We start from the raw sequence: 18122 nt of genomic DNA on the forward strand, positions 1-18122 counted from the left end.
GGCGATGGCCGCCGGCGTCGTCGCACTGGCCACCAGTGCCTGTGTGTTGGTCCCGCCACTGGCCACCGGCCGGATCATCGACCGGATCAGTGAACCCGGCGCGACATTCGGTGATGTGCTCACTCCTCTGGCACTGATCATGGCGTCCCTGCTCCTCGGCGCAGTGCTGTCGTGGTGGGGTGCGGTGCTGTTCGCCCGCGTCGCCGAACCGACCGTCGCCACACTGCGCGAAGACGTCGTCAGCCACGCCCTGGCCCTGGAGCCCGGCGTCATCGAGAAGGCCGGCACCGGTGAACTCGTCTCCCGGGTCGGCGATGATTCACGCCTGATCTCCACGGCAGTATCGACCGTGCTGCCGCAGGTCCTCGCGGCCGGCTCGCTGCTGGTTCTCTCCGTCCCCGGACTGTTCAGCCTGCATTGGGCTCTCGGTCTGGCAGGGCTGGTCGGTGTGCCGATGTACATCGCCTCGCTGCGCTGGTACCTGCCGCGCTCCGCGCCGCTCTACCGGGCCGAACGCGAGATCCTCGCCCGGCGCACCACGCGCTTCCTCGACGACGCCACCGGCCGTGATGCGCTGATCTCGCAGGGCTGGGAGGACGCCGAGCTCGCCCGCCTCGACGCCGACTCCGACGAGACCCGGCGCACCGAGGACCGCGTCTACCGGATGGTCACCCGCTACTTCCAGCGCAACAACCGGGCCGAGTACGTCGTGACCGTCGCAATTCTCGTCGTCGGCTTCGTTCTCGTCGATGCCTCGTGGACCACCGTCGGTGCAGTCACCGCGGCAGCTCTGCTCTACCACCGGCTGTTCAACCCGATCGCCGAGGTCATCGGTACCTTCGACCGGATCCAGGAGGCCGGAATCGCACTGCGCCGACTGGCAGGTGTGACACTGTCTCCGGTGAGTCACCCTGCCGGGACCACGCAGCCGCTGCAGGGTGCCGGAGGCGCCGCTCCGGGGCTGGAACTCCGCGGTGTCCACCACAGCTTCGACGCAGAGCACGCGGTCCTCACAGACATCGACCTGTACATCGCGCCGGGGGAGTGCGTCGCCCTGGTCGGTGCGACCGGTGCCGGCAAGACCACCGCCGCCCGGATCCTCGCCGGCATCGTGCCTGTCCGGCAGGGAAGTGCCACCCTCGACGGGATCGACCTGGATGTCCTCGGTACGGCACTGCGTCCGCGCGTCGTTCTCGCCTCCCAGCACACCCACGTCTTCGCCGCGACGCTGCGCCAGAACCTCACCCTCGGTGCCGGGGAGACCGGCGACAGCACCATCGAGGACGCCGTGCGGGCCTGCGGTGCCGACTGGATCCTGGACCTGCCCGAGGGGCTGGACACCCGCGTAGGCGATGACGGCCACCATCTCACCGCCCACCAGGCCCAGCATCTCGCCCTGGTCCGGCTGCTGCTGCTCGACCCCGGCTACGTGGTCCTCGACGAGGCGACCGCTGAGGACGGCTCCATCAACTCCCGTGTCCTCGACCGGGCGTCCGCGCAGGTCATAGCAGGGCGCGGCGCACTGGTCATCGCCCACCGGCTCAGCCAGGCCCGCCTGGCCGACCGTATCCTGGTCATGGACGCCGGGCGCATCGTCGAGAACGGCACCCACGCCGACCTCGTCTCCGCCGGCGGACGCTACGCAACTCTGTGGGCGGCCTGGACAGGAGATGCCGGCAGGGGAGAGAGCTGATGTCCGAGTACGGTCTGCGCGACGACGAGTGCATCTGGGTCGACCGGCTCGACACCTCCGGGCCCCTCACCTTCGACGCCCACAGTCACCTCAAGGCACAGCTGTTGTGGGCCGCGCGTGGACAGATCGCCGCGAGTGTCGGCGACCGGCGCTGGATCCTCGCCCCCACCCAGGCACTGTGGATCCCCGCCGGGGAAGTCCATGACGTCCGCACCGTCAACGGCACGGAGCTCTACTGCGCCTACCTCTGGGAGGAGGAGTGCGACCCCGATCCCTGCGCCGGCGGTGGACTGACGGTCCTGTCGGTCGGCCCCCTGGCCCGTGAACTGCTGCGGCACCTCGCCCGGGAGGATCTTGAGGACGCCGCCGCCCGCCATGCACGGGCCACCCTGCTCAGCGTCCTGGCCCCGGCGGATGCCGCCGACGTGGAACTGCCGATACCGGTCGATCCGCGTGCGCTGTCAGTGGCCACGGCTGTACTGGACCACCCCGGGGCGACACACTCCCTCGACGACTGGGCCGGACGGCTGCACGCCAGTGGCCGCACCATCCAGCGGGCCTTCCTCGCGGAGACCGGCATGACCTTCTCCGCCTGGCGGACCAGGGTGCGGCTCTACCGGTCACTGCCGCTGCTCGCCGAGCAGGTCCCCGTCGCCGCGGTCGCCGCCCGGATGGGTTACTCCTCGACCAACGGATTCACCGGGGCGTTCCGGCACCATTTCGGAACCACCCCGGCGCACTACTTCGCCGAGAGGTGACGGGCGGCCACGTCCGGTCGCGCCGCCCGGGCCTCGAGGTTCCGGGTGCGGTTGCGGGCGTCGGGCCGGGCGTCCTGGGCCTGACCGTGGATCCAGTACGAGGTCACTGTCGCCTCCTGCTTCGTCAGCGTCATCCCCGGTGTGCCGTCGGACGCGGACCGGGGATCGCGCAGGAACATCCGGCGTACCGCGGCCGCAGAGGCGAACTCATGGCCGGCCCACAGGGCGACCGGGCCTGATGTGGTGTCCCTGACTTCGGTGGCCAGAGTCTCGATCGCTGTCACGAACTCCGGGCACACGGTCCCGTCGGGGGATCCACGGTGCACCCAGGTGATCTCCACCTGAGGTGACCGGTCGGCATGGTCGGCAAGATAGACCTCGTCGGTTCCGTCGGCGACTTCGGCGACGACCCTGCCGGTCACTGTCTCCGGAAGTCCGGTCAGGATGGCGTCCATCGCAGGTAGGGCAGTCTCGTCACCGAACAGCAGCAGGGTGGTGGCACCCTCAGGCAGCCGCCAGGACTGCGTCGGTCCCCACCACAGCAGTTCATCGCCGACGTCCAGTGCCGTCAGTCGGCCGGACGCCAGCCCCACCGGCTCGTGGACGACCACATCGAACTCCACCGTGCCCGCCAGCGGATCGACCCGGTGGACGGTGTAGCGGCGGACCTGGGGTGTCGCGAACTCGTGCAGCGCAGTGAGCTCCTCGGCCACGAACCGCTCCGGGACGTGGGCCTCCGGCGGGTAGAAGTAGAGCGCCACATGGGCGTCGGTGCTGTCGGCTGCTGTGGCGGAAAGATCACCGGCACCGTCGACGGTGAGCCGCAGAATGCGCGGGGTGACCCACTCACGACCGACCACCCGGGACCGGTGGTGTCTGCCTGCCACCGGACCCGTCACGCCGCCCCGACCTCGGAGAGGATCCGGTCGATCTCATCGAGGGCGTCGATCGCCCAGCCGATGTTGGATGCCGCACCCTGGGAGAATCCGAAGACATTCCCCGCCTTCACCGCGGGGAGTGCCGTGAACACCGAATAGTCCAGTACCGGCACGGTATTCGGCGCGGGATCCCCGTCCACGGTCTCCGGGTAGAGGATCACCATGGCATCATCCAGGTCACCGAGGTTCTCGAAGGACCGCGGATCACCCCACCAGCCGTCGGGGTCCACCGCGTCGGCGAAGGATGCCCCGACCGCACTGAGCAACGTACCGACGGCGGTCTGCCCACCTTCGGCGAACCAGTTGGCGTCCTGCCCGCCACTGACCGAGACGAACGTCGAGTCCGCCAGGATGTCACGGTGCTTCTCCGCGATCTCCGCGGACTTGTCATCGAAGGTCTGCTGCAGTTCGTCGAACTCGTCGGACCGGTTGAGGATGTCCGCGATCTGGGCCTGGGACGTCAGGTCACCGGAGTTGTCCGCCATCGCCATCGGTGCGATCGTCGCCAGCTTGTCCAGCTGGTCCTCCTCCAGGCCCACCCCGGTGGTCACGATGAGGTCAGGGTCGAGCTGACTGACCTTTTCCATACTCAGTGCGTCCCAGTTGCCGATCCGGGTGGCGTCGGCCAGGGCATCCACATAGCGGTCGGGAACAGCGCGGGCGGCTGCGGCATCCGACTCGTAGTAACCCTCGTAGATACCGACCGGGGTCACTCCCAGGTCGACCATCGTCGGAGGGATCTGCCAGTCCACGGCCACGACGCGTTGCGGCTCGGCGGGGACCTCCACGTCACCACGCTCGGTAGACACTGTGCGGGTCTCCACACCGGATCCGGAGCCGCCGTCATCGCCGGAGGAGCAGGCGGTCAGGGCACCGAGGCCCAGGGCGAGGGCGCACAGCGCGCCGGGAAGGGAAGGTCGCGGGGGAAGGCTCAGTCTCATGACGACTGACGTTAGCAATGCCTCACCTATACAGTCATCGCGCTGAGGTGTCATCTCAGTGCACTGGAGTGACATGAGGAGCCGGGCGCCGGGCCTGGTCAGTGTCGTTCGACGGGGGCGGATGTTTCCGGCGCGTTAATTTCTCTGGGTGAACTTCCGGCTCATCGGGGTTATCGTCGGGTCATGACGGATTCTCCTGCCCCGTACCCGGTCCGTGAGGGTACCTTCGACGAACTCATGTCCTCCGACGGTGTGCGGTCGGTCTACCGGAAGCTCCACCAGGTTTTCGAGGACATCCGCCCCGAAGACCTGGGCTCACGGGTCTCGTACCTGAGCTCCCGGTACCTCGACACCGGCGTCACCTTCGACTTCGCGGGACAGGAGGAGCCGTTCCCACTGGACATCGTGCCGCGGCTGATCCAGCGCGCCGAGTTCGAGCGCACCGAGCGCGGCCTCAAACAGCGCGTCCGTGCCCTGGAAGCCTTCCTCGCCGACGTCTACGGTCCCGGTCGCGTCTTCAGCGACGGCGTCATCCCGCGGTCGGTGATCACCACCTCGGAGAACTTCTGCCGAGCCGTCGCCGGATACCAGCCACCCAACGGTGTGCGTATCCACGTCGCCGGCATCGACCTCATCCGTGACGGGGAGGGCGACCTCCGCGTCCTCGAGGACAATGCGCGTATCCCCTCGGGCGTCTCCTACGTCCTCACCAACCGTCAGGCCACCGTCTCCGCCCTGCCGGAGGCGGTGGGCCAGTACAACATCGCCCGCGTCGACGACTATCCCGCCAGGCTGCGCGCGGCCCTGGCCAAGGCAGCCCCACCCGGTGTTCCGGACCCGATGATCGTCGTGCTGACCCCGGGCGTCTACAACTCCGCCTACTTCGAACACTCCATGCTCGCCCAGACCATGGGAGTGCCCCTGGTGGAAGGGCGCGACCTCGTGGTCCGCCACGGTGTGGTCTTCCTGCGCACCACCCGTGGCCTGGAACAGGTCCACGTCATCTACCGTCGCGTCGATGACGAATTCATCGACCCGGTGAAGTTCCGTCCGGACTCCCTGCTCGGGGTCGCCGGTCTGCTCTCCGCCCAGGCCAACGGCACCGTCACCATCGCCAACGCCGTCGGCAACGGTGTCGCCGACGACAAGCTCGTCTACACCTACGTGCCCGACCTCATCCGCTACTACCTCGACGAGGAGCCGCTGATCCCCAACGTGGACACCTGGCGCCTCGAGGAGCCCGAGGCCCGTGAGGAGGTCCTCGACCGGATGGACGAGCTGGTCATCAAGCCGGTCGACGGCTCCGGCGGTAAGGGCATCGTCATGGGGCCGATGTGCTCGAAGGAGGAACTGGCCGAGGCGAAGACGAAGCTGCTGGCCGATCCGCGTGGCTGGATCGCCCAGCCGCTGGTGCAGCTGTCCACCGTACCGACGATGACACCGGACAGGGGCATGCAGCCCCGTCACGTCGACCTGCGGCCCTTCGTCGTCAACGACGGGGAGGAGATGTGGGTCGTGCCCGGCGGCCTGACCCGTGTCGCGCTGCAGGAGGGGCAGATGATCGTGAACTCATCCCAGGGCGGCGGATCCAAGGACACCTGGGTCATCTCCTCGGGCACCACCGGACCGGAGTCCGAGCACGGTCGCGTGATCTCGGCCCCCGACCCGGACGCCCAGTCCCTCGACCGGTTGGAGACCTCCGTGCTCGACGCCCGCGACGACGAGGACGAGGTCCACCAGCAACAGCAACAGCAGCAACAGACCACCACCGGGGACACCGAGAAGGGAACAGGACAGTGCTGAGCCGCATCGCCGAATCCCTGTTCTGGATCGGCCGCTACATCGAGCGCGCCGACGACCAGGCCCGCGTCCTCACCGTCAACCTGGAGCAGTCCACCGAGGCCGACACCTCCTCGCTCGGTGTCGAACTCTGCCGGGCGATGGGTGCCCCGCTGGAACCCGGCGCGGGGTCCCGCGAAGTGTGGTCCCAGCTCGGCACCGACCCGGACTCCCCGCAGTCCATGGTCACCGCGCTGAACAACTGCCGTGACAGTGCCCGCCGCGCCCGTGAGATTCTCACCACCTCTTCCTGGGAGGCGATCAACCGTGCGTGGCGCAAAGTCGGGTCCGGCCGTCTGGACCTGATGCGCCCGCCGCTGGCCTGCCGCGATGTCCACGACCACTGCGCGATGATCATCGGCGCCCTGGTCGGCACCATGCCCCGTGACGAGGCCTGGCACTTCCTCATGGCGGGCCGGTACATCGAGCGACTCGACATGACCGCCCGGATCATCTACGCCACCATCGTCGCTCCGACACTACCGGCGCACCGCCACCTGCTGCTGCAGTCCTGTGGCGCCCAGCAGTCCTTCGTCATGTCCCGGGGCCAGGAGGACACGCTCACCGCCTCGGTGGACTTCCTGCTGCGCGACCGGTTGTGCCCGCGCTCGATCGTCTTCTGCCTCGATGAGGCCCGCGAGAGCCTCTCGGCTCTGGACCCGACGACCCTGCGCTCCGGTTTCGAGGACGACGCCCAGCGTCTGCTCGGCCAGATGAGCGCACGGATCGAGTTCATGCAGCCCAATGAGGCGCTCGAGCAGCTCGGTGAACTGACCCAGCTGATCCAGGAGACCAGCGCCGTGGCCACCCAGGCGCTCAGCCAGCGCTATTTCGAGGGCGCCCTGTCGTCCACGTGGCACGCGAAGTAGGGGAGAAGAAGATCAATGACAACCACACTGCGCATCGTGCACACCACCGGTTACAACTACTCCGACCATGTCTCGGACTCCTTCAACGAGATCCGCATGACACCGCTCTACACGTCCCAGCAGCTCATCCGTGAGCAGTCGGTGACCATCACCCCGAAGCCCTGGTCGTACTCCTTCATCGACTACTGGGGCACCCACGTGACCTCCTTCGAGCTTCACGAACCCCACGACCAGATGATCGTCGGTGTGACGACGACCCTCGACGTGGACGCCGCCCCCTCCACCCGCACCGGACTCACCGTGGACGACATGGCGGAGCACGCGGACGCGCTCAACGAGTTCCTCGGATTCTCGCCGATGGTGGAGCCGTCCGAGGACCTGCTGGCCCGCACCCGGGAGATCGCCGAGAGCAGGGAGTCCGTCGACGAGATCGCACTGGCCGTCGGCACGCTCATCTACGAGGAGATGACCTACGAGTCCGGCTCCAGCGACGTCACCGGAACCGCCGCACAGGCCTGGGAGGCTCGCAAGGGCGTGTGCCAGGACTTCTCCCACATCATGGTCGGGGCACTGCGTTCGGTGGGGATCGCCGCACGCTATGTCTCCGGGTACGTCCTGCCGAAGAAGGACGCCGAGATCGGCGAGACGGTGGACGCCGAGTCCCACGCCTGGGTCCAGTGGTTCAACGACGGCGAGAACAACGGCTGGTTCAGCTATGACCCGACCAACAACGTCGTCCCCGGTGAGCTCCATGTCGTCGTCGGCACGGCCCGCGAGTACGGCGATGTGCCCCCGCTGAAGGGGATGTTCTCCGGGCAGGCGTCCTCTGAACTGTTCGTCACGGTGCGGATGACGCGCCTGGGGTAGGACGCACAAGAATCCCGCTCCGGTGGCCCTGTCGGGCTCCCGGAGCGGGATGGTTGTCGGACTGACAGGATTTGAACCTGCGACCCCCACACCCCCAGTGTGGTGCGCTGCCAAACTGCGCCACAGTCCGTCCTTCCGCGGTGATTACTCACTCGCGAACGGGGCAAAGCTTACATCACCCGGATTCGGTTGCGCTAATCGGCAGGTGACACCGGAGTTTCGGTGACGATCACACCGTCAGCGTCCGCGTAGGCGATGTGGCCGGGCACGAAGTCCACGCCACCGAAGTGGACGACGACGTCCCGCTCACCGGCGCCGTCCTTGGCGGACTTGCGGGGGTTGGTGCCCAGTGCCTTGCAGCCGAACTCCATGCCGCCGACGGCGGCGGAGTCGCGGATCGCGCCGTTGATGATCACCCCGGCCCAGCCGTGTTCGACACCGAACTCGGCGATCATGTCGCCCATCAGCGCGGTGTGGACCGAGGCGTCGCCGTCGACGACCAGCACGCCGCCGGGGTTGTCCTCCTGCAGGGTCTTCTTCACCAGACCATTGTCCTGGAAGCAACGGATGGTGGTGATCGGGCCACAGAAGTCGGTGTGTGCACCGAGGTTGCGGAACTGGGTGTCGCAGCTGCGGGCGTCCGGTCCGATGATGTCGACGAGGTCGGCGGTGGGGATGAAAGTGATGTCAGTCATGTCACACCACCTTAGCGGTCGATTCAACCGTCGATGCCGGTCGCCCAGGTCGCCACCGTCTCGCCGACCCGCTGTGCTGCGCCACGTCGGGTGAGCAGGTGGTCGGCGTCCCGGATACTCACCAGCGACTTCGGCCAGGACGCCGCGGCGAAGATCCGCTCGGCGTCCCCGACCGGCACCGTCCGGTCCTCCGGGGAGTGCAGTACCAGCAGCGGGACGCCGCGCAGGCCCGGCTCGGCGATGTCGGCGCGCACCGCGTCCTCGTCAGAACGCCCGGCGAGGTCGGTGAGGAAGCGTCGACGGAAGGTCATGTCGCGTCCCGCGAGGTGGACGGTCCGCGAATCGTCGTCATCGGTGGCGTCCTCGAAGGCGTCGAGGAGGGAGGCCGCCGCCCGGCCGGGCAGGTACGGCGCGCCTACGGTGCACACCGCCGTCACCGACGGGATCTTCGGGGCAGCCCGCAGGACCGCCGCTCCGCCGAGGGAGTGGCCGACGAGCAGGGACGGTGCAGTGAGTCGCTGCTCCAGCCACCCGGCGACGGAAACCAGGTCATCGACATTCGAGCTGAAGGTCGTGTCCTCGAAGGCCACGCCACCGTTCTCGGGTCCGGAGTCGCCGAGACCGGGGAAGTCGATGCGCAGCGAGGCGATCCCGGCACGGGCCAGGGCCCGGGAGATCCGGAACACGCCCGGCGCTGCCCGGGTACAGGTGAAACAGTGGGCGAGCAGTGCTACCCGGAACCCTGCCTCGCGGAACTCCTCCGGAGACATGGACCGGGCGGCGGCAGGTACGTCGAGTGTGCCGGCGATCGTCGACAGGGAGCCGTCGGCCCGCGGCAGGGATCCGGGCAGGGTGAGATTGACCGAAGTGACGGACGGGGAAGCCATGACCGCAGACTACCGGGCTACGTGGTGAGGGTGATCGGATAGTCTGGAGCGGACTGTATCTTCTTCGAAAGGCGTGTGATGGCCGGATTCGGCTGGTTCTGGAAGGCCATGGGATCGTCGGCGACGGCGAACCAGAAGAAGTCGAAGACGATCGTGGGGGAGGCTCAGAAGGCCTCCGACCGACTCTCCGACGCCTCTGACGCGGAGGTCGTGGAGATCGCCCGCTCGTGTATCGGCTCTGACGAGGCACGCACCATCGTGGACGCCCCATTGCTGCTCGCCGCGGTCCGCGAGGCGGCGTCCCGCACGCTGGGCATGCGTCCCTTCGATGTTCAGCTCCAGGGTGCGCTGCGCATGCTCGTCGGCGATGTCGTGGAGATGGCCACCGGTGAAGGCAAGACTCTCGTCGGTGCGATGACGGCGGTCGGCTACGGCCTGCAGGGTAAGAAGATCCACGTCATCACGGTGAACTCCTTCCTGGCGGGGCGTGACGAGCAGTGGATGGGTCCGCTGCTCGACTTCTTCGGCCTGACCCACGGTGCGATCGCCGAGGAGGCCGGCCCCGACGTCCGTCGTGAGGTCTACTCCTGCGACGTGGTCTTCGGCGCAATCAACGAGATCGGTTTCGATGTGCTGCGCGACCAGCTCATCACCCGTCGTGAGGACGCCGTGCGTACCCCGGCCGACGTCGCCGTGGTCGACGAGGCGGACTCGGTGATGGTCGACGAGGCCCTGGTACCGCTGGTGCTCGCCGGCTCCGAGCCGGGTGCAGGCCCGGCGGCGGCGATCACCGATCTGGTCCGTCGGATGGACGAGGACCGCCACTTCACCGTCTCCGGTGACCGCCGCAATGTCTTCCTCACCGACGTCGGCTCGGCCTTCGTCGAGAGGCGGCTGGGTGTCGACTCCCTCTACGGCGACGACGCCGGGGACCTGCTGTCCCAGGTCAATGTCGCCCTGCATGCCCAGCATCTGCTGGTCCGCGACGTGCACTACCTGGTGCGTGACGGTGCGGTCGCGCTGATCGACAACTCCCGTGGCCGTGTCGCCGAACTCCAGCGGTGGCCGGACGGCCTCCAGGCCGCGGTGGAGGCGAAGGAGGGGCTGACCGTCACCGACGGTGGCCGGATCCTCGACCAGGTGACCATCCAGGCTCTACTGGGTCTCTACCCCCAGAAGTGCGGCATGACGGGTACCGCGGTCGCCGCGAGCGACCAGCTGCGCCAGTTCTACGAACTCTCGGTGAGTGTCATCGACCCGAACGTCCCGACGCAGCGTTTCGACGAGGCCGACCACGTCTACGCCGAGGCCGGCGAACGGGACGCCGCGGTCATCGACCACATCGTGGAGATCCAGCAGACCGGGCAGCCGGTGCTGGTCGGCACCCAGGACGTCGCCCAGTCGGAGTCCATCGCCGATGCGCTGGTGATGAGAGGTGTGGAGTGCAATGTGCTCAACGCCAAGAACCACGAGGCCGAGGCCGTGGTCATCGCGGAAGCGGGACGCCCCGGACGGGTCACCGTGTCGACCCAGATGGCAGGGCGGGGCACGGACATCCGCCTCGGCGGAACCGAGGGACAGCCGGGCCACGAAGAGCATGACCGGGTCGTCGAACTCGGTGGTCTGCACGTTGTGGGGGTGGGGCGGTTCCGCTCCGCGCGCCTCGACAACCAGCTGCGGGGACGCGCCGGACGCCAGGGTGACCCCGGTTCCTCGGTCTTCTTCGTGTCCCTGGAGGACGACATGGTCTCAGTCGGTGGCGCCGGTGAGGAACTCACCGCCCAGCCGGACGAGGACGGTCGGATGGAGCAGAAGAAGGTGCTCCAGTTCGTCGACCACTGTCAGCGCGTCACCGAGGGTCAGATGCTCGACATCCACGCCACGACATGGAAGTACAACAAGCTCATCGCCGACCAGCGCGCGATCGTCAATGAACGACGTGACCGCGTGCTGGACACCGAGGCCGCCTGGGACGACCTGAGCTACCACGACGTGGAGAAGGCGGGTGCGCTGCAGGCCGCCGGTATCGACCATGAGGTGCTGGTCCAGGCCTCCCGGGAGATCATGCTCTACCACCTCGACCACGAATGGAGTGAGCACCTGGCCTACCTCGACGACGTGCGGGAGTCGATTCACCTGCGCGCCATCGCCAGGGAGAGCCCGATCGACGAGTTCCACCGGCTGTCCATTGCGGCGTTCGGCGAACTTGCCGAGCGTGCGGTCACCCTGGCGCGGAAGACCTTCAGTGAGGCGGAGATCACCGCCGACGGCGTGTCGCTGGGCGATCTGGGTCTGCACAAGCCCAGTGCGACCTGGACCTACATGGTCAACGACAACCCGCTGAGCTCCACGGGCGGTTCTGTGATGGGCTCCATCGCCTCGATGTTCCGGTGAGTAACTTCACGGGTGTAATCCGGTAACGTGGCGACACCCGGATTCGGGACGGGTAGTATGATGAAAACGACTCACAGGCAGACCGCCTGATGTGCTTAACGCCTCTCCGCGACCGTGGTGGGGCGACAACGGTCACCAGTACCAGATTCCAGGAGGAACTGAACATGAGCGACAACACCGGTATCCCGGAGGCCTCGGTCGAAACCACCTCGGTCTTCCGCGCTGACCTCCTCAAGGAGATGGAGACCGGTGTGCAGTCCGAGTCCTCACCCGCAGGTGTGGAAGGACTGCCCTCCGGCTCCGCGCTTCTTGTCGTGAAGCGTGGCCCGAATGCGGGCTCCCGTTTCCTGCTCGACCAGGACACCACCACTGCGGGTCGTCACCCCGACAGCGACATCTTCCTCGACGACGTCACTGTCTCCCGTCGTCACGCGGAGTTCCGTCGCAGCGGCGACGACTACGAGGTGGTCGACGTGGGATCGCTCAACGGCACCTATGTCAACCGCGAGCCGAAGAACTCCGCCGTGCTGAGCAACGGTGACGAGATCCAGATCGGTAAGTTCCGCCTGGTCTTCCTCAACGGGGCCAAGGAGGCCTGACCGGCTGGTACGGACCGTGGAGTCCGCATGATGTGACCGTCGGCCCGGACCCCGTCCGGGTCGGCGGACGTGTATCAAGACCTGAATGACCCGAAGTTCCAGCCGGTATCGAGGAGAATCGTGAGTCCGCAGTCCGGAGCAGCCCACCAGTCCGACGACAACACCGCGAAGGAGAACGCTCCCACGCTCGACCGTGGCCAGGGGATCCTCCCCACCTCGTCGATCGGTGACGTTATCAAGAACCTGCAGGCCGATTTCCCGGACGTGAAGGTCTCCAAGATCCGGTTCTTCGAGGCTGAGGGGCTGATCAGTCCCCGCCGCAGCAAGTCGGGTTACCGGCGCTTCTCCCCGGAGGACATCTCCCGGATCCGGTACATCCTCGGCCTGCAGCGTGACGAGTTCCTGCCGCTGAAGGTCATCAAGGAACGTCTCGACGCGATGGACGCGGGCAACGTCACCACCATCAACCCGCACAGTGATTCCGTCGCGGGTGCGGTGACCGCCGAGCAGTTCCGTGCCCCGCGGGTGCGTCGGCTCACCCGGGCCGATGTCTGTGTGCGCTCCGGTGCCGACGACGATTTCCTCGGTGTCCTCGTCAGGATGGAGATGGTGGTCCCGGACGCTGCCGGGTTTTTCTCCACCGACGACGTCGACGTGGTGCAGATCGCGGCGAAGCTGGGGGAGTTCGGTATCGACTCCCGCCACCTGCGCTCGCTGGTCACCATGGCCCGCCGTCAGTCTGACCTGGTCAACCGGGTCACGGAGCCGGTCGCGCACCGCCGTGACGAGAATGCCGCGGAGCGGGCCTCGGAGGTCGGCCGTGAGGTCAGTGCGCTGCTTGTGTCGCTGCACGCCTCGATGGTCAAGGCCAATCTCGCCCGGTAGTCGGCGGGAACTTCTTCACTTCCCTGAACGACAGGCGTGTTGTTACACGCCTGTCGTTGCTCTGCTCTGCTACCATCACCCTCAACGTCAAGTTGAACTTGAGACTTTGACGGTGGATCGAACACATTCCCGCATGAGGGGGTTGACTGTTCCGCCGGTCCGTCTAGTCTTGGGTCAGGTGAATTACAGGCGCGCGGAGGACACGCACGCCGGAGTATGAGGAGACACGCATGGATCAGCAGGACGCTCTGTTCGAGGTCCACCACGACGACCAGGAGTCGGGGTACCGGGTGACCACGGCCTGCCAGGTCGCGGGCATCACCTACCGTCAGCTCGACTACTGGGCGCGCACCAAGCTCGTCCAGCCGACGATCCGCACCGCCAAGGGGTCCGGAAGCCAGCGGCTGTACTCCTTCCGTGACATTCTCGTGCTGAAGATCGTCAAGGGACTGCTGGACACCGGTATCTCCCTGCAGAACATACGCCGCGCTGTCGCGAAGCTCGAGAACTTCGGTATCGATGACCTCGCCGGCCTCACCCTCGTCTCCGACGGCAAGACCGTCTACGCCTGCAGCTCCCCTGAGGAGGTCATCGACCTGCTCAACGGTGGCCAGGGCGTGTTCGGTATCGCAGTGCCGGGTCTGATGAAGGAACTCACCGGCACGATCACCGCTTTCCCTGCCGAGCGTCGGGACGAGGACGGGGAGTCCGTGGAGGACGGTCAGGCCGCGGTGGGCGACGAGCTCGCCGCCCGCCGCCGTCTCCGCAGCTCCTAGTTCTCTTCGCCGTCCTCTGCGCCGCTGTCGCCACCGGTCGACGCGCGACTGAAGTCAGATGCGGCCCGTGCCTGGTCCTCCTGCACCATCGGAGAGGACCCGAAGGCCACCAGCGGCACCGGCAGTCCCTCAGCAGTGGTACCGACGACCGGGGGGTCTTCGGGTGCTCCGGCAAGTCCGGCCGTGAGCTCAGTGCCTGCCGGCAGCCACACCGGTGCCACACCCGGCATCGTCGAGCGGTATTCCTCCACGGCTGTGGCCGTGTCCTTGATCTTGAGTTGCGGCTGGACGCAGTAGTCATGCACCACCGGCCCGGTTGCGGCATAGGCGTCCACCAGCGACCGGGCGGTGTCTTCAGCGGCCGGGTCCGCCCACACCAGCAGGCCGAGATCTCCGGCGAGGCATCCGGACGCCTCACTGTCCTCGTCGTCGCGGGAGAGCGCGAGCCATCCGATGACTACGGCGATGACGACGACCACCGTCACCGGTACCGCCCAGACCCAGGTCGCCATACCCCGTGAGCGGCGTGCGCTGGCGTGCCTCGGGCCATCCTGCGTCCCGGACCGGTCCTCCGGTCGTTCAGTCACTGTCGGTCACCACCTGTCGTCGTCGCGAGATCCGGGTAGGCGGTCTCGATGAGTGCGACCATACGCTGTCTGAGCTGCTGACCGCGGGTGGCGAACCCTTTCTGCCGCCGCGCGTATTCGGCACGTCCCGCCGGGGTCTCCACCTCCACCGGCTCATGACCCCAGTCGCGCAGATCATAGGGGCTCGCCTCCATGTCCGTCGCCCGGACGTCGCAGGCCAGCCGGAAGGTGTCGAGCCACAGGTCACCCGGGACCAGCGGGCCGAGCTTCGTGGCCCACTTGTAGAGGTCCATGGTCGCATGGAGACAGCCCGGCTGCTCCATCTGCCGCTGGTTCTCACGGGTGGGGGTGCGGTCGTTGTGGGGAACGGCCTGCGGGGTGAAGAACCGGAAGGCGTCGAAATGGGTGCAGGTGATCCGGTTGTCCTCCACCACCCGGTCAGTCCCGGCCGCGCCGAGACGCAACGGCTCGGGATGGCGGGGCCGGTCACGGTAGACCATCGCCCATTCGTGCATACCGAAACAGGAGAACCGCGGCGTGCGGGACGCGGTTGCCTGCAGCAACGAGTGGAGGAAGGTCACCGCGCGGCCACGGGCGGTGAAGAAGGCCCCGGTGTCGAGGGTCCAGACTTCGCCCTGCGCCGTGTGGATCAGGTGATGGAACTTCTCCGGACCGGGGAGTACGCTGCGGTCGGCGTCCCCGGGAAGGAGAAGACCGACTCCGGCACCGGGGGTCCATCGGCGCAACTGGCCGGGCTTGGTCGGGTAGTAGGTGAACATGAAATCCCACACCGGGTGCCGCTCACCACGCGACCGACGGGCACGGTGGGCGGCGGTGAGCTCGTCCGCGGTATGGGTGTGGTCGTCCCGGCGGTGCTGCCATTCCCCGGGATCGAGCAACTCCAGACCGGTGGTGTCCGTGCAGGACATCGTGTCAGTCATCATGGGTCCAGTCACGCACGGTACCGACCAGCTCCTCGATGACGTCCTCCAGGGTGACCACACCGACGATCACCCCGTTCTCCGCGACCTGCGCCATGTGCGAGCTCGTCTGGCGCAGCTCCTTCATGGCGACATCGAAGTTCGCCCCGCCCTCGACGGTGATCAGCGGACGCAGATCATTGACGTCGAGCAGCTGCTCCGGGCCGGTCGCCGGGTCGAGGACATTGTCGAGCACGTCCTTGACGTGGACGTAACCCATGTAGGTTCCGGCGTCATCGATGACGGGGAAACGGGAGTAGCCGGTCTCGGAGACGGCATCCTCGATCTGTCCGACGGTGATTCCCTGCGGACCGTAGGACAGGGCGCGCACTCGGTCACGGGGGATGATCACCTCGTGCAGGGTACGCTTCGAGGAGTTCAGGGCATTGGAGAGTCGGTTCGCCTCGGCCGGGGCGATGAGGCCCTCGGACCGGGACTCGGAGATCATCTCCGCCAGCTCGGAGGGCGAGACCGTCGAATCCAGCTCGTCGCGCTGTTCGATACCGAACAGGTGGAGCGTCATCCGGGCGATCCAGTTGAGCATCACCATGATCGGGTGTGCGATCTTGCAGAACAGCATGTGCGGGCCGACCAGGATGGTCGCCACCGATTCCGGTCCTGCCAGGGCGATGTTCTTCGGGACCATCTCACCGAGGATGATGTGCAGGATCGTGACCAGTAGCAGTGCGATGGCGAAACCGAGCGGGTGCAGCAGATCGTCGGGCAGTCCGAGAGCATGGAACGGTGCCTCGATGAGATGGGCGATGGCCGGTTCGCCGACCTTACCCAGCAGCAGCGAGGCGATGGTGATGCCGAACTGGGCGCCGGCGAGCATGATCGTGAGATCCTCGGTCGCCGTGATCACCTGGCGGGCCCGACGGTTGCCGGAGGCGGCCATGTTCTCCAGTCGGTCGCGACGCGAAGAGATCAGGGCGAACTCCACACCCACGAAGTAGGCGTTGACGGCCAGCAGGACGACAGTGAGGACCACTGCCCAGATGTCACCGCTCATTGTCGGCACCTCCTTCGTCCGGCTCGTCCGACCGGGGTGTCAGCGTCACAGGACGCAGCAGGATCTTGTCGACACGGCGGACGTCCATGGACTCCACCCGCGCCTCCCACCGGACCTCCGGACCGTCGGCGAAGGCGTCCATCATCCCACGGTCGTCCGCGGGCAGGGCGACGAGGTCGCCGACGGAGGGGATCCGGCCGAGCGTGGCCATCACCAGACCTCCGAGGGTCTCGTAGGGGCCGTCCGGGGCGGAGTAGCCGCAGATGTCGGTGAGCTCGTCGCAGCGCAGCAGCCCGGACAATTCCCAGCTCCGGCCGACCTGGCGGATCTCCTGCTCCTCCTCGCGGTTGTCGTGCTCGTCCCACACCTCGCCGAGGATCTCCTCGACGACGTCCTCGATGGTCACGATGCCGGCGGTGCCGCCGTACTCGTCGGCGACGAGGATGAGCTGCGAGCCGGCCAGTCGGACCTGGCGGAGTACGGCATCGCCGCCGAGGCTCTCCGGTACCGCGGGTACCGGACGGGCCAGGGTGCCGACCAGCGTGGCGGCACGGGACGTGGCGGGAATGGTCAGGGCGTCCTTCACGTGGACGACCCCGACCGTCTCGTCGAGGTCACCGCGGACCACCGGGAACCGGGAGTGCCCGGACTCGTGGGCCAGCCGGATGAGCACCAGGGCCGAATCATCGACGTCGAGGGTGTCGACCTTCGCCCGGGGTGTCATGAGGTCCTCGGCCGTGACGTCGCCGAAACGTAGCGACCGGTCGAGGATCCGGACCTTGGACTGGTCGAACCCTTCGGAGCCCGAGGAATGGCGCACCAGTGCGCTCAGTTCCTGTGGGGAGCGGGCGGAGGCCAGCTCGTCGGCGGGCTCGATGCCGAACCGGCGGACGATGTGGTTCGCCACCCAGTTCAACGCGCGGATGAAACCGCGGAAGATCTTGTTGAAGTGCCACACCGGGGCGGTGAGAACCCGGGCGGTACCCAGCGGATTGGCGATCGCCATGTTCTTCGGCACGAGCTCACCGAAGACCATCGACAGGATCGTCGCGACCACCAGACTGAGAATCAGGGCGATCGGCATCGACGCGGATTCACTCAGTCCCACCAGTTCGAGCAGGGGGGTGAAGAATTTCGCCAGGATGGGTTCGGCGAGATAGCCGGTGGCCAGCGTCGTCAGCGTGATGCCCAGTTGCATACCCGAGAGCATGAAACTGAGGTTGCTGTGCGCCTTCTGCACCATCTTCGACGCGGCGTCGCCGCGGGTGGCGACGTCATTGTCGATCGTGGAGCGTTCCAGACTGGTGGTCGAGAACTCCACGGCGACGAAGACGCCGGTCCCCGCGGTGAGCAGTACGAAGCCCAGGAGCCCGAGGATGCTGAGCAGGATGTCCATTGTCGC

The 18122-nt window shown here is 67.2% G+C and carries 16 protein-coding genes, 1 tRNA gene and 2 pseudogenes; 10 read left to right on the plus strand and 9 right to left on the minus strand.

Annotated features, from left to right (window positions below; all coding sequences use genetic code 11):
• Positions 1-4: 4 nt before the first annotated feature.
• The 3 genes and pseudogenes from ACZ9GM_RS04270 to ACZ9GM_RS04280 form a co-directional block, all read left to right on the plus strand.
• A pseudogene (locus ACZ9GM_RS04270) lies at positions 5-1441 on the plus strand (ABC transporter ATP-binding protein); the annotation flags it as partial.
• Positions 1421-1693, plus strand: a pseudogene (locus tag ACZ9GM_RS04275) (ABC transporter ATP-binding protein); the annotation flags it as partial. The pseudogenes ACZ9GM_RS04270 and ACZ9GM_RS04275, both read left to right, overlap by 21 nt.
• Positions 1693-2451 (plus strand): AraC family transcriptional regulator, encoded by a 759-nt coding sequence (locus ACZ9GM_RS04280; protein WP_291475944.1) that lies wholly within the window; start codon positions 1693-1695, stop codon positions 2449-2451. The pseudogene ACZ9GM_RS04275 and the gene ACZ9GM_RS04280, both read left to right, overlap by 1 nt.
• Here ACZ9GM_RS04280 and ACZ9GM_RS04285 read toward each other — a convergent pair.
• Positions 2433-3338, minus strand: a complete 906-nt coding sequence (locus ACZ9GM_RS04285; RefSeq protein WP_291475942.1) for a siderophore-interacting protein — start codon at positions 3336-3338, stop codon at positions 2433-2435. The genes ACZ9GM_RS04280 and ACZ9GM_RS04285 overlap by 19 nt on opposite strands.
• 8 nt (positions 3339-3346) lie before the next feature.
• Positions 3347-4330 (minus strand): ABC transporter substrate-binding protein, encoded by a 984-nt coding sequence (locus ACZ9GM_RS04290; protein ID WP_291475940.1) that lies wholly within the window; start codon positions 4328-4330, stop codon positions 3347-3349.
• A 183-nt stretch (positions 4331-4513) separates the two neighbouring features.
• On the opposite strand from ACZ9GM_RS04290, the gene ACZ9GM_RS04295 reads away from it, so the two are divergent.
• Genes ACZ9GM_RS04295 through ACZ9GM_RS04305 form a run of 3 tightly spaced genes read left to right on the plus strand, consistent with a single transcriptional unit; the run spans position 4514 to position 7905 of the window.
• Entirely contained in the window at positions 4514-6133 is a 1620-nt protein-coding gene (locus tag ACZ9GM_RS04295; protein ID WP_291475938.1) for a circularly permuted type 2 ATP-grasp protein, read from the plus strand.
• Positions 6127-7038 carry an alpha-E domain-containing protein gene (locus tag ACZ9GM_RS04300; protein WP_291475936.1) on the plus strand — a complete coding sequence of 304 codons (912 nt, stop codon included), beginning with the start codon at positions 6127-6129 and terminating at the stop codon, positions 7036-7038. The genes ACZ9GM_RS04295 and ACZ9GM_RS04300 overlap by 7 nt, the downstream gene beginning before the upstream one ends.
• A 15-nt stretch (positions 7039-7053) precedes the next feature.
• Positions 7054-7905: a transglutaminase family protein gene (locus tag ACZ9GM_RS04305; protein WP_291475934.1), complete on the plus strand. Its 852-nt coding sequence runs from the start codon at positions 7054-7056 to the stop codon at positions 7903-7905.
• A gap of 56 nt (positions 7906-7961) precedes the next feature.
• Here ACZ9GM_RS04305 and ACZ9GM_RS04310 read toward each other — a convergent pair.
• From ACZ9GM_RS04310 to ACZ9GM_RS04320, 3 genes are all read right to left on the minus strand, one after another.
• Positions 7962-8035: transfer RNA gene (locus ACZ9GM_RS04310), tRNA-Pro, on the minus strand.
• Between the two features lie 64 nt (positions 8036-8099).
• Entirely contained in the window at positions 8100-8600 is a 501-nt protein-coding gene (gene rraA, locus ACZ9GM_RS04315) for a ribonuclease E activity regulator RraA (protein WP_291475931.1), read from the minus strand.
• Positions 8601-8623: 23 nt separating this feature from the next.
• Positions 8624-9487 (minus strand): alpha/beta hydrolase family protein, encoded by an 864-nt coding sequence (locus ACZ9GM_RS04320; RefSeq protein WP_291475929.1) that lies wholly within the window; start codon positions 9485-9487, stop codon positions 8624-8626.
• Between the two features lie 78 nt (positions 9488-9565).
• Here ACZ9GM_RS04320 and secA2 point away from each other — a divergent pair, with 78 nt between their 5' ends.
• The 4 genes from secA2 to ACZ9GM_RS04340 all read left to right on the plus strand — a co-directional run bounded on the left by secA2 (position 9566) and on the right by ACZ9GM_RS04340 (position 14141).
• Positions 9566-11881, plus strand: a complete 2316-nt coding sequence (gene secA2 / locus ACZ9GM_RS04325) for an accessory Sec system translocase SecA2 (RefSeq protein WP_291475927.1) — start codon at positions 9566-9568, stop codon at positions 11879-11881.
• 164 nt (positions 11882-12045) lie between these two features.
• The gene (gene odhI / locus ACZ9GM_RS04330; protein ID WP_014009840.1) at positions 12046-12480 is read left to right on the plus strand and encodes an oxoglutarate dehydrogenase inhibitor Odhl; all 435 of its coding nucleotides are present in this window, start codon (positions 12046-12048) and stop codon (positions 12478-12480) included.
• A 120-nt stretch (positions 12481-12600) separates the two neighbouring features.
• Complete coding sequence (gene ftsR / locus ACZ9GM_RS04335) at positions 12601-13365, plus strand: transcriptional regulator FtsR (RefSeq protein WP_291475923.1); 765 nt, start codon at positions 12601-12603, stop codon at positions 13363-13365.
• Positions 13366-13595: 230 nt separating this feature from the next.
• Positions 13596-14141, plus strand: coding sequence for a MerR family transcriptional regulator (locus tag ACZ9GM_RS04340; protein ID WP_291475917.1), 546 nt, complete (start codon positions 13596-13598; stop codon positions 14139-14141).
• On the opposite strand, the gene ACZ9GM_RS04345 is transcribed toward ACZ9GM_RS04340, so the two are convergent.
• The 4 genes from ACZ9GM_RS04345 to ACZ9GM_RS04360 are packed head-to-tail and all read right to left on the minus strand — an operon-like array spanning position 14138 to position 18116.
• On the minus strand, positions 14138-14728 hold the full coding sequence (locus ACZ9GM_RS04345) for a hypothetical protein (protein WP_476037333.1): 591 nt from the start codon (positions 14726-14728) through the stop codon (positions 14138-14140). The two genes, ACZ9GM_RS04340 and ACZ9GM_RS04345, sit on opposite strands and share 4 nt — an antisense overlap.
• Positions 14725-15672 carry a 3-methyladenine DNA glycosylase gene (locus ACZ9GM_RS04350; RefSeq protein WP_476037334.1) on the minus strand — a complete coding sequence of 316 codons (948 nt, stop codon included), beginning with the start codon at positions 15670-15672 and terminating at the stop codon, positions 14725-14727. The genes ACZ9GM_RS04345 and ACZ9GM_RS04350 overlap by 4 nt, the downstream gene beginning before the upstream one ends.
• The gene (locus ACZ9GM_RS04355) at positions 15662-16720 is read right to left on the minus strand and encodes a hemolysin family protein (protein ID WP_476037335.1); all 1059 of its coding nucleotides are present in this window, start codon (positions 16718-16720) and stop codon (positions 15662-15664) included. Before ACZ9GM_RS04355 ends, ACZ9GM_RS04350 begins: the two co-directional genes overlap by 11 nt.
• Complete coding sequence (locus tag ACZ9GM_RS04360) at positions 16710-18116, minus strand: hemolysin family protein (RefSeq protein ID WP_291475910.1); 1407 nt, start codon at positions 18114-18116, stop codon at positions 16710-16712. Before ACZ9GM_RS04360 ends, ACZ9GM_RS04355 begins: the two co-directional genes overlap by 11 nt.
• Positions 18117-18122 lie beyond the last annotated feature (6 nt).

Source organism: Corynebacterium sp. UD i78 (genome assembly GCF_056280545.1).

Excerpts from the sequence above, each read along its gene's own strand:
- ACZ9GM_RS04295 (WP_291475938.1), top strand. The coding sequence starts at position 4,514 with ATGACGGATTCTCCTGCCCCGTACCCGGTCCGTGAGGGTACCTTCGAC.
- rraA (WP_291475931.1), bottom strand. The coding sequence starts at position 8,600 with ATGACTGACATCACTTTCATCCCCACCGCCGACCTCGTCGACATCATC.
- odhI (WP_014009840.1), top strand. The coding sequence starts at position 12,046 with ATGAGCGACAACACCGGTATCCCGGAGGCCTCGGTCGAAACCACCTCG.
- ACZ9GM_RS04355 (WP_476037335.1), bottom strand. The coding sequence starts at position 16,720 with ATGAGCGGTGACATCTGGGCAGTGGTCCTCACTGTCGTCCTGCTGGCC.
- ACZ9GM_RS04280 (WP_291475944.1), top strand. The coding sequence starts at position 1,693 with ATGTCCGAGTACGGTCTGCGCGACGACGAGTGCATCTGGGTCGACCGG.
- ACZ9GM_RS04290 (WP_291475940.1), bottom strand. The coding sequence starts at position 4,330 with ATGAGACTGAGCCTTCCCCCGCGACCTTCCCTTCCCGGCGCGCTGTGC.
- ACZ9GM_RS04320 (WP_291475929.1), bottom strand. The coding sequence starts at position 9,487 with ATGGCTTCCCCGTCCGTCACTTCGGTCAATCTCACCCTGCCCGGATCC.
- ACZ9GM_RS04305 (WP_291475934.1), top strand. The coding sequence starts at position 7,054 with ATGACAACCACACTGCGCATCGTGCACACCACCGGTTACAACTACTCC.
- ACZ9GM_RS04340 (WP_291475917.1), top strand. The coding sequence starts at position 13,596 with ATGGATCAGCAGGACGCTCTGTTCGAGGTCCACCACGACGACCAGGAG.
- ACZ9GM_RS04350 (WP_476037334.1), bottom strand. The coding sequence starts at position 15,672 with ATGATGACTGACACGATGTCCTGCACGGACACCACCGGTCTGGAGTTG.
- ACZ9GM_RS04360 (WP_291475910.1), bottom strand. The coding sequence starts at position 18,116 with ATGGACATCCTGCTCAGCATCCTCGGGCTCCTGGGCTTCGTACTGCTC.
- secA2 (WP_291475927.1), top strand. The coding sequence starts at position 9,566 with ATGGCCGGATTCGGCTGGTTCTGGAAGGCCATGGGATCGTCGGCGACG.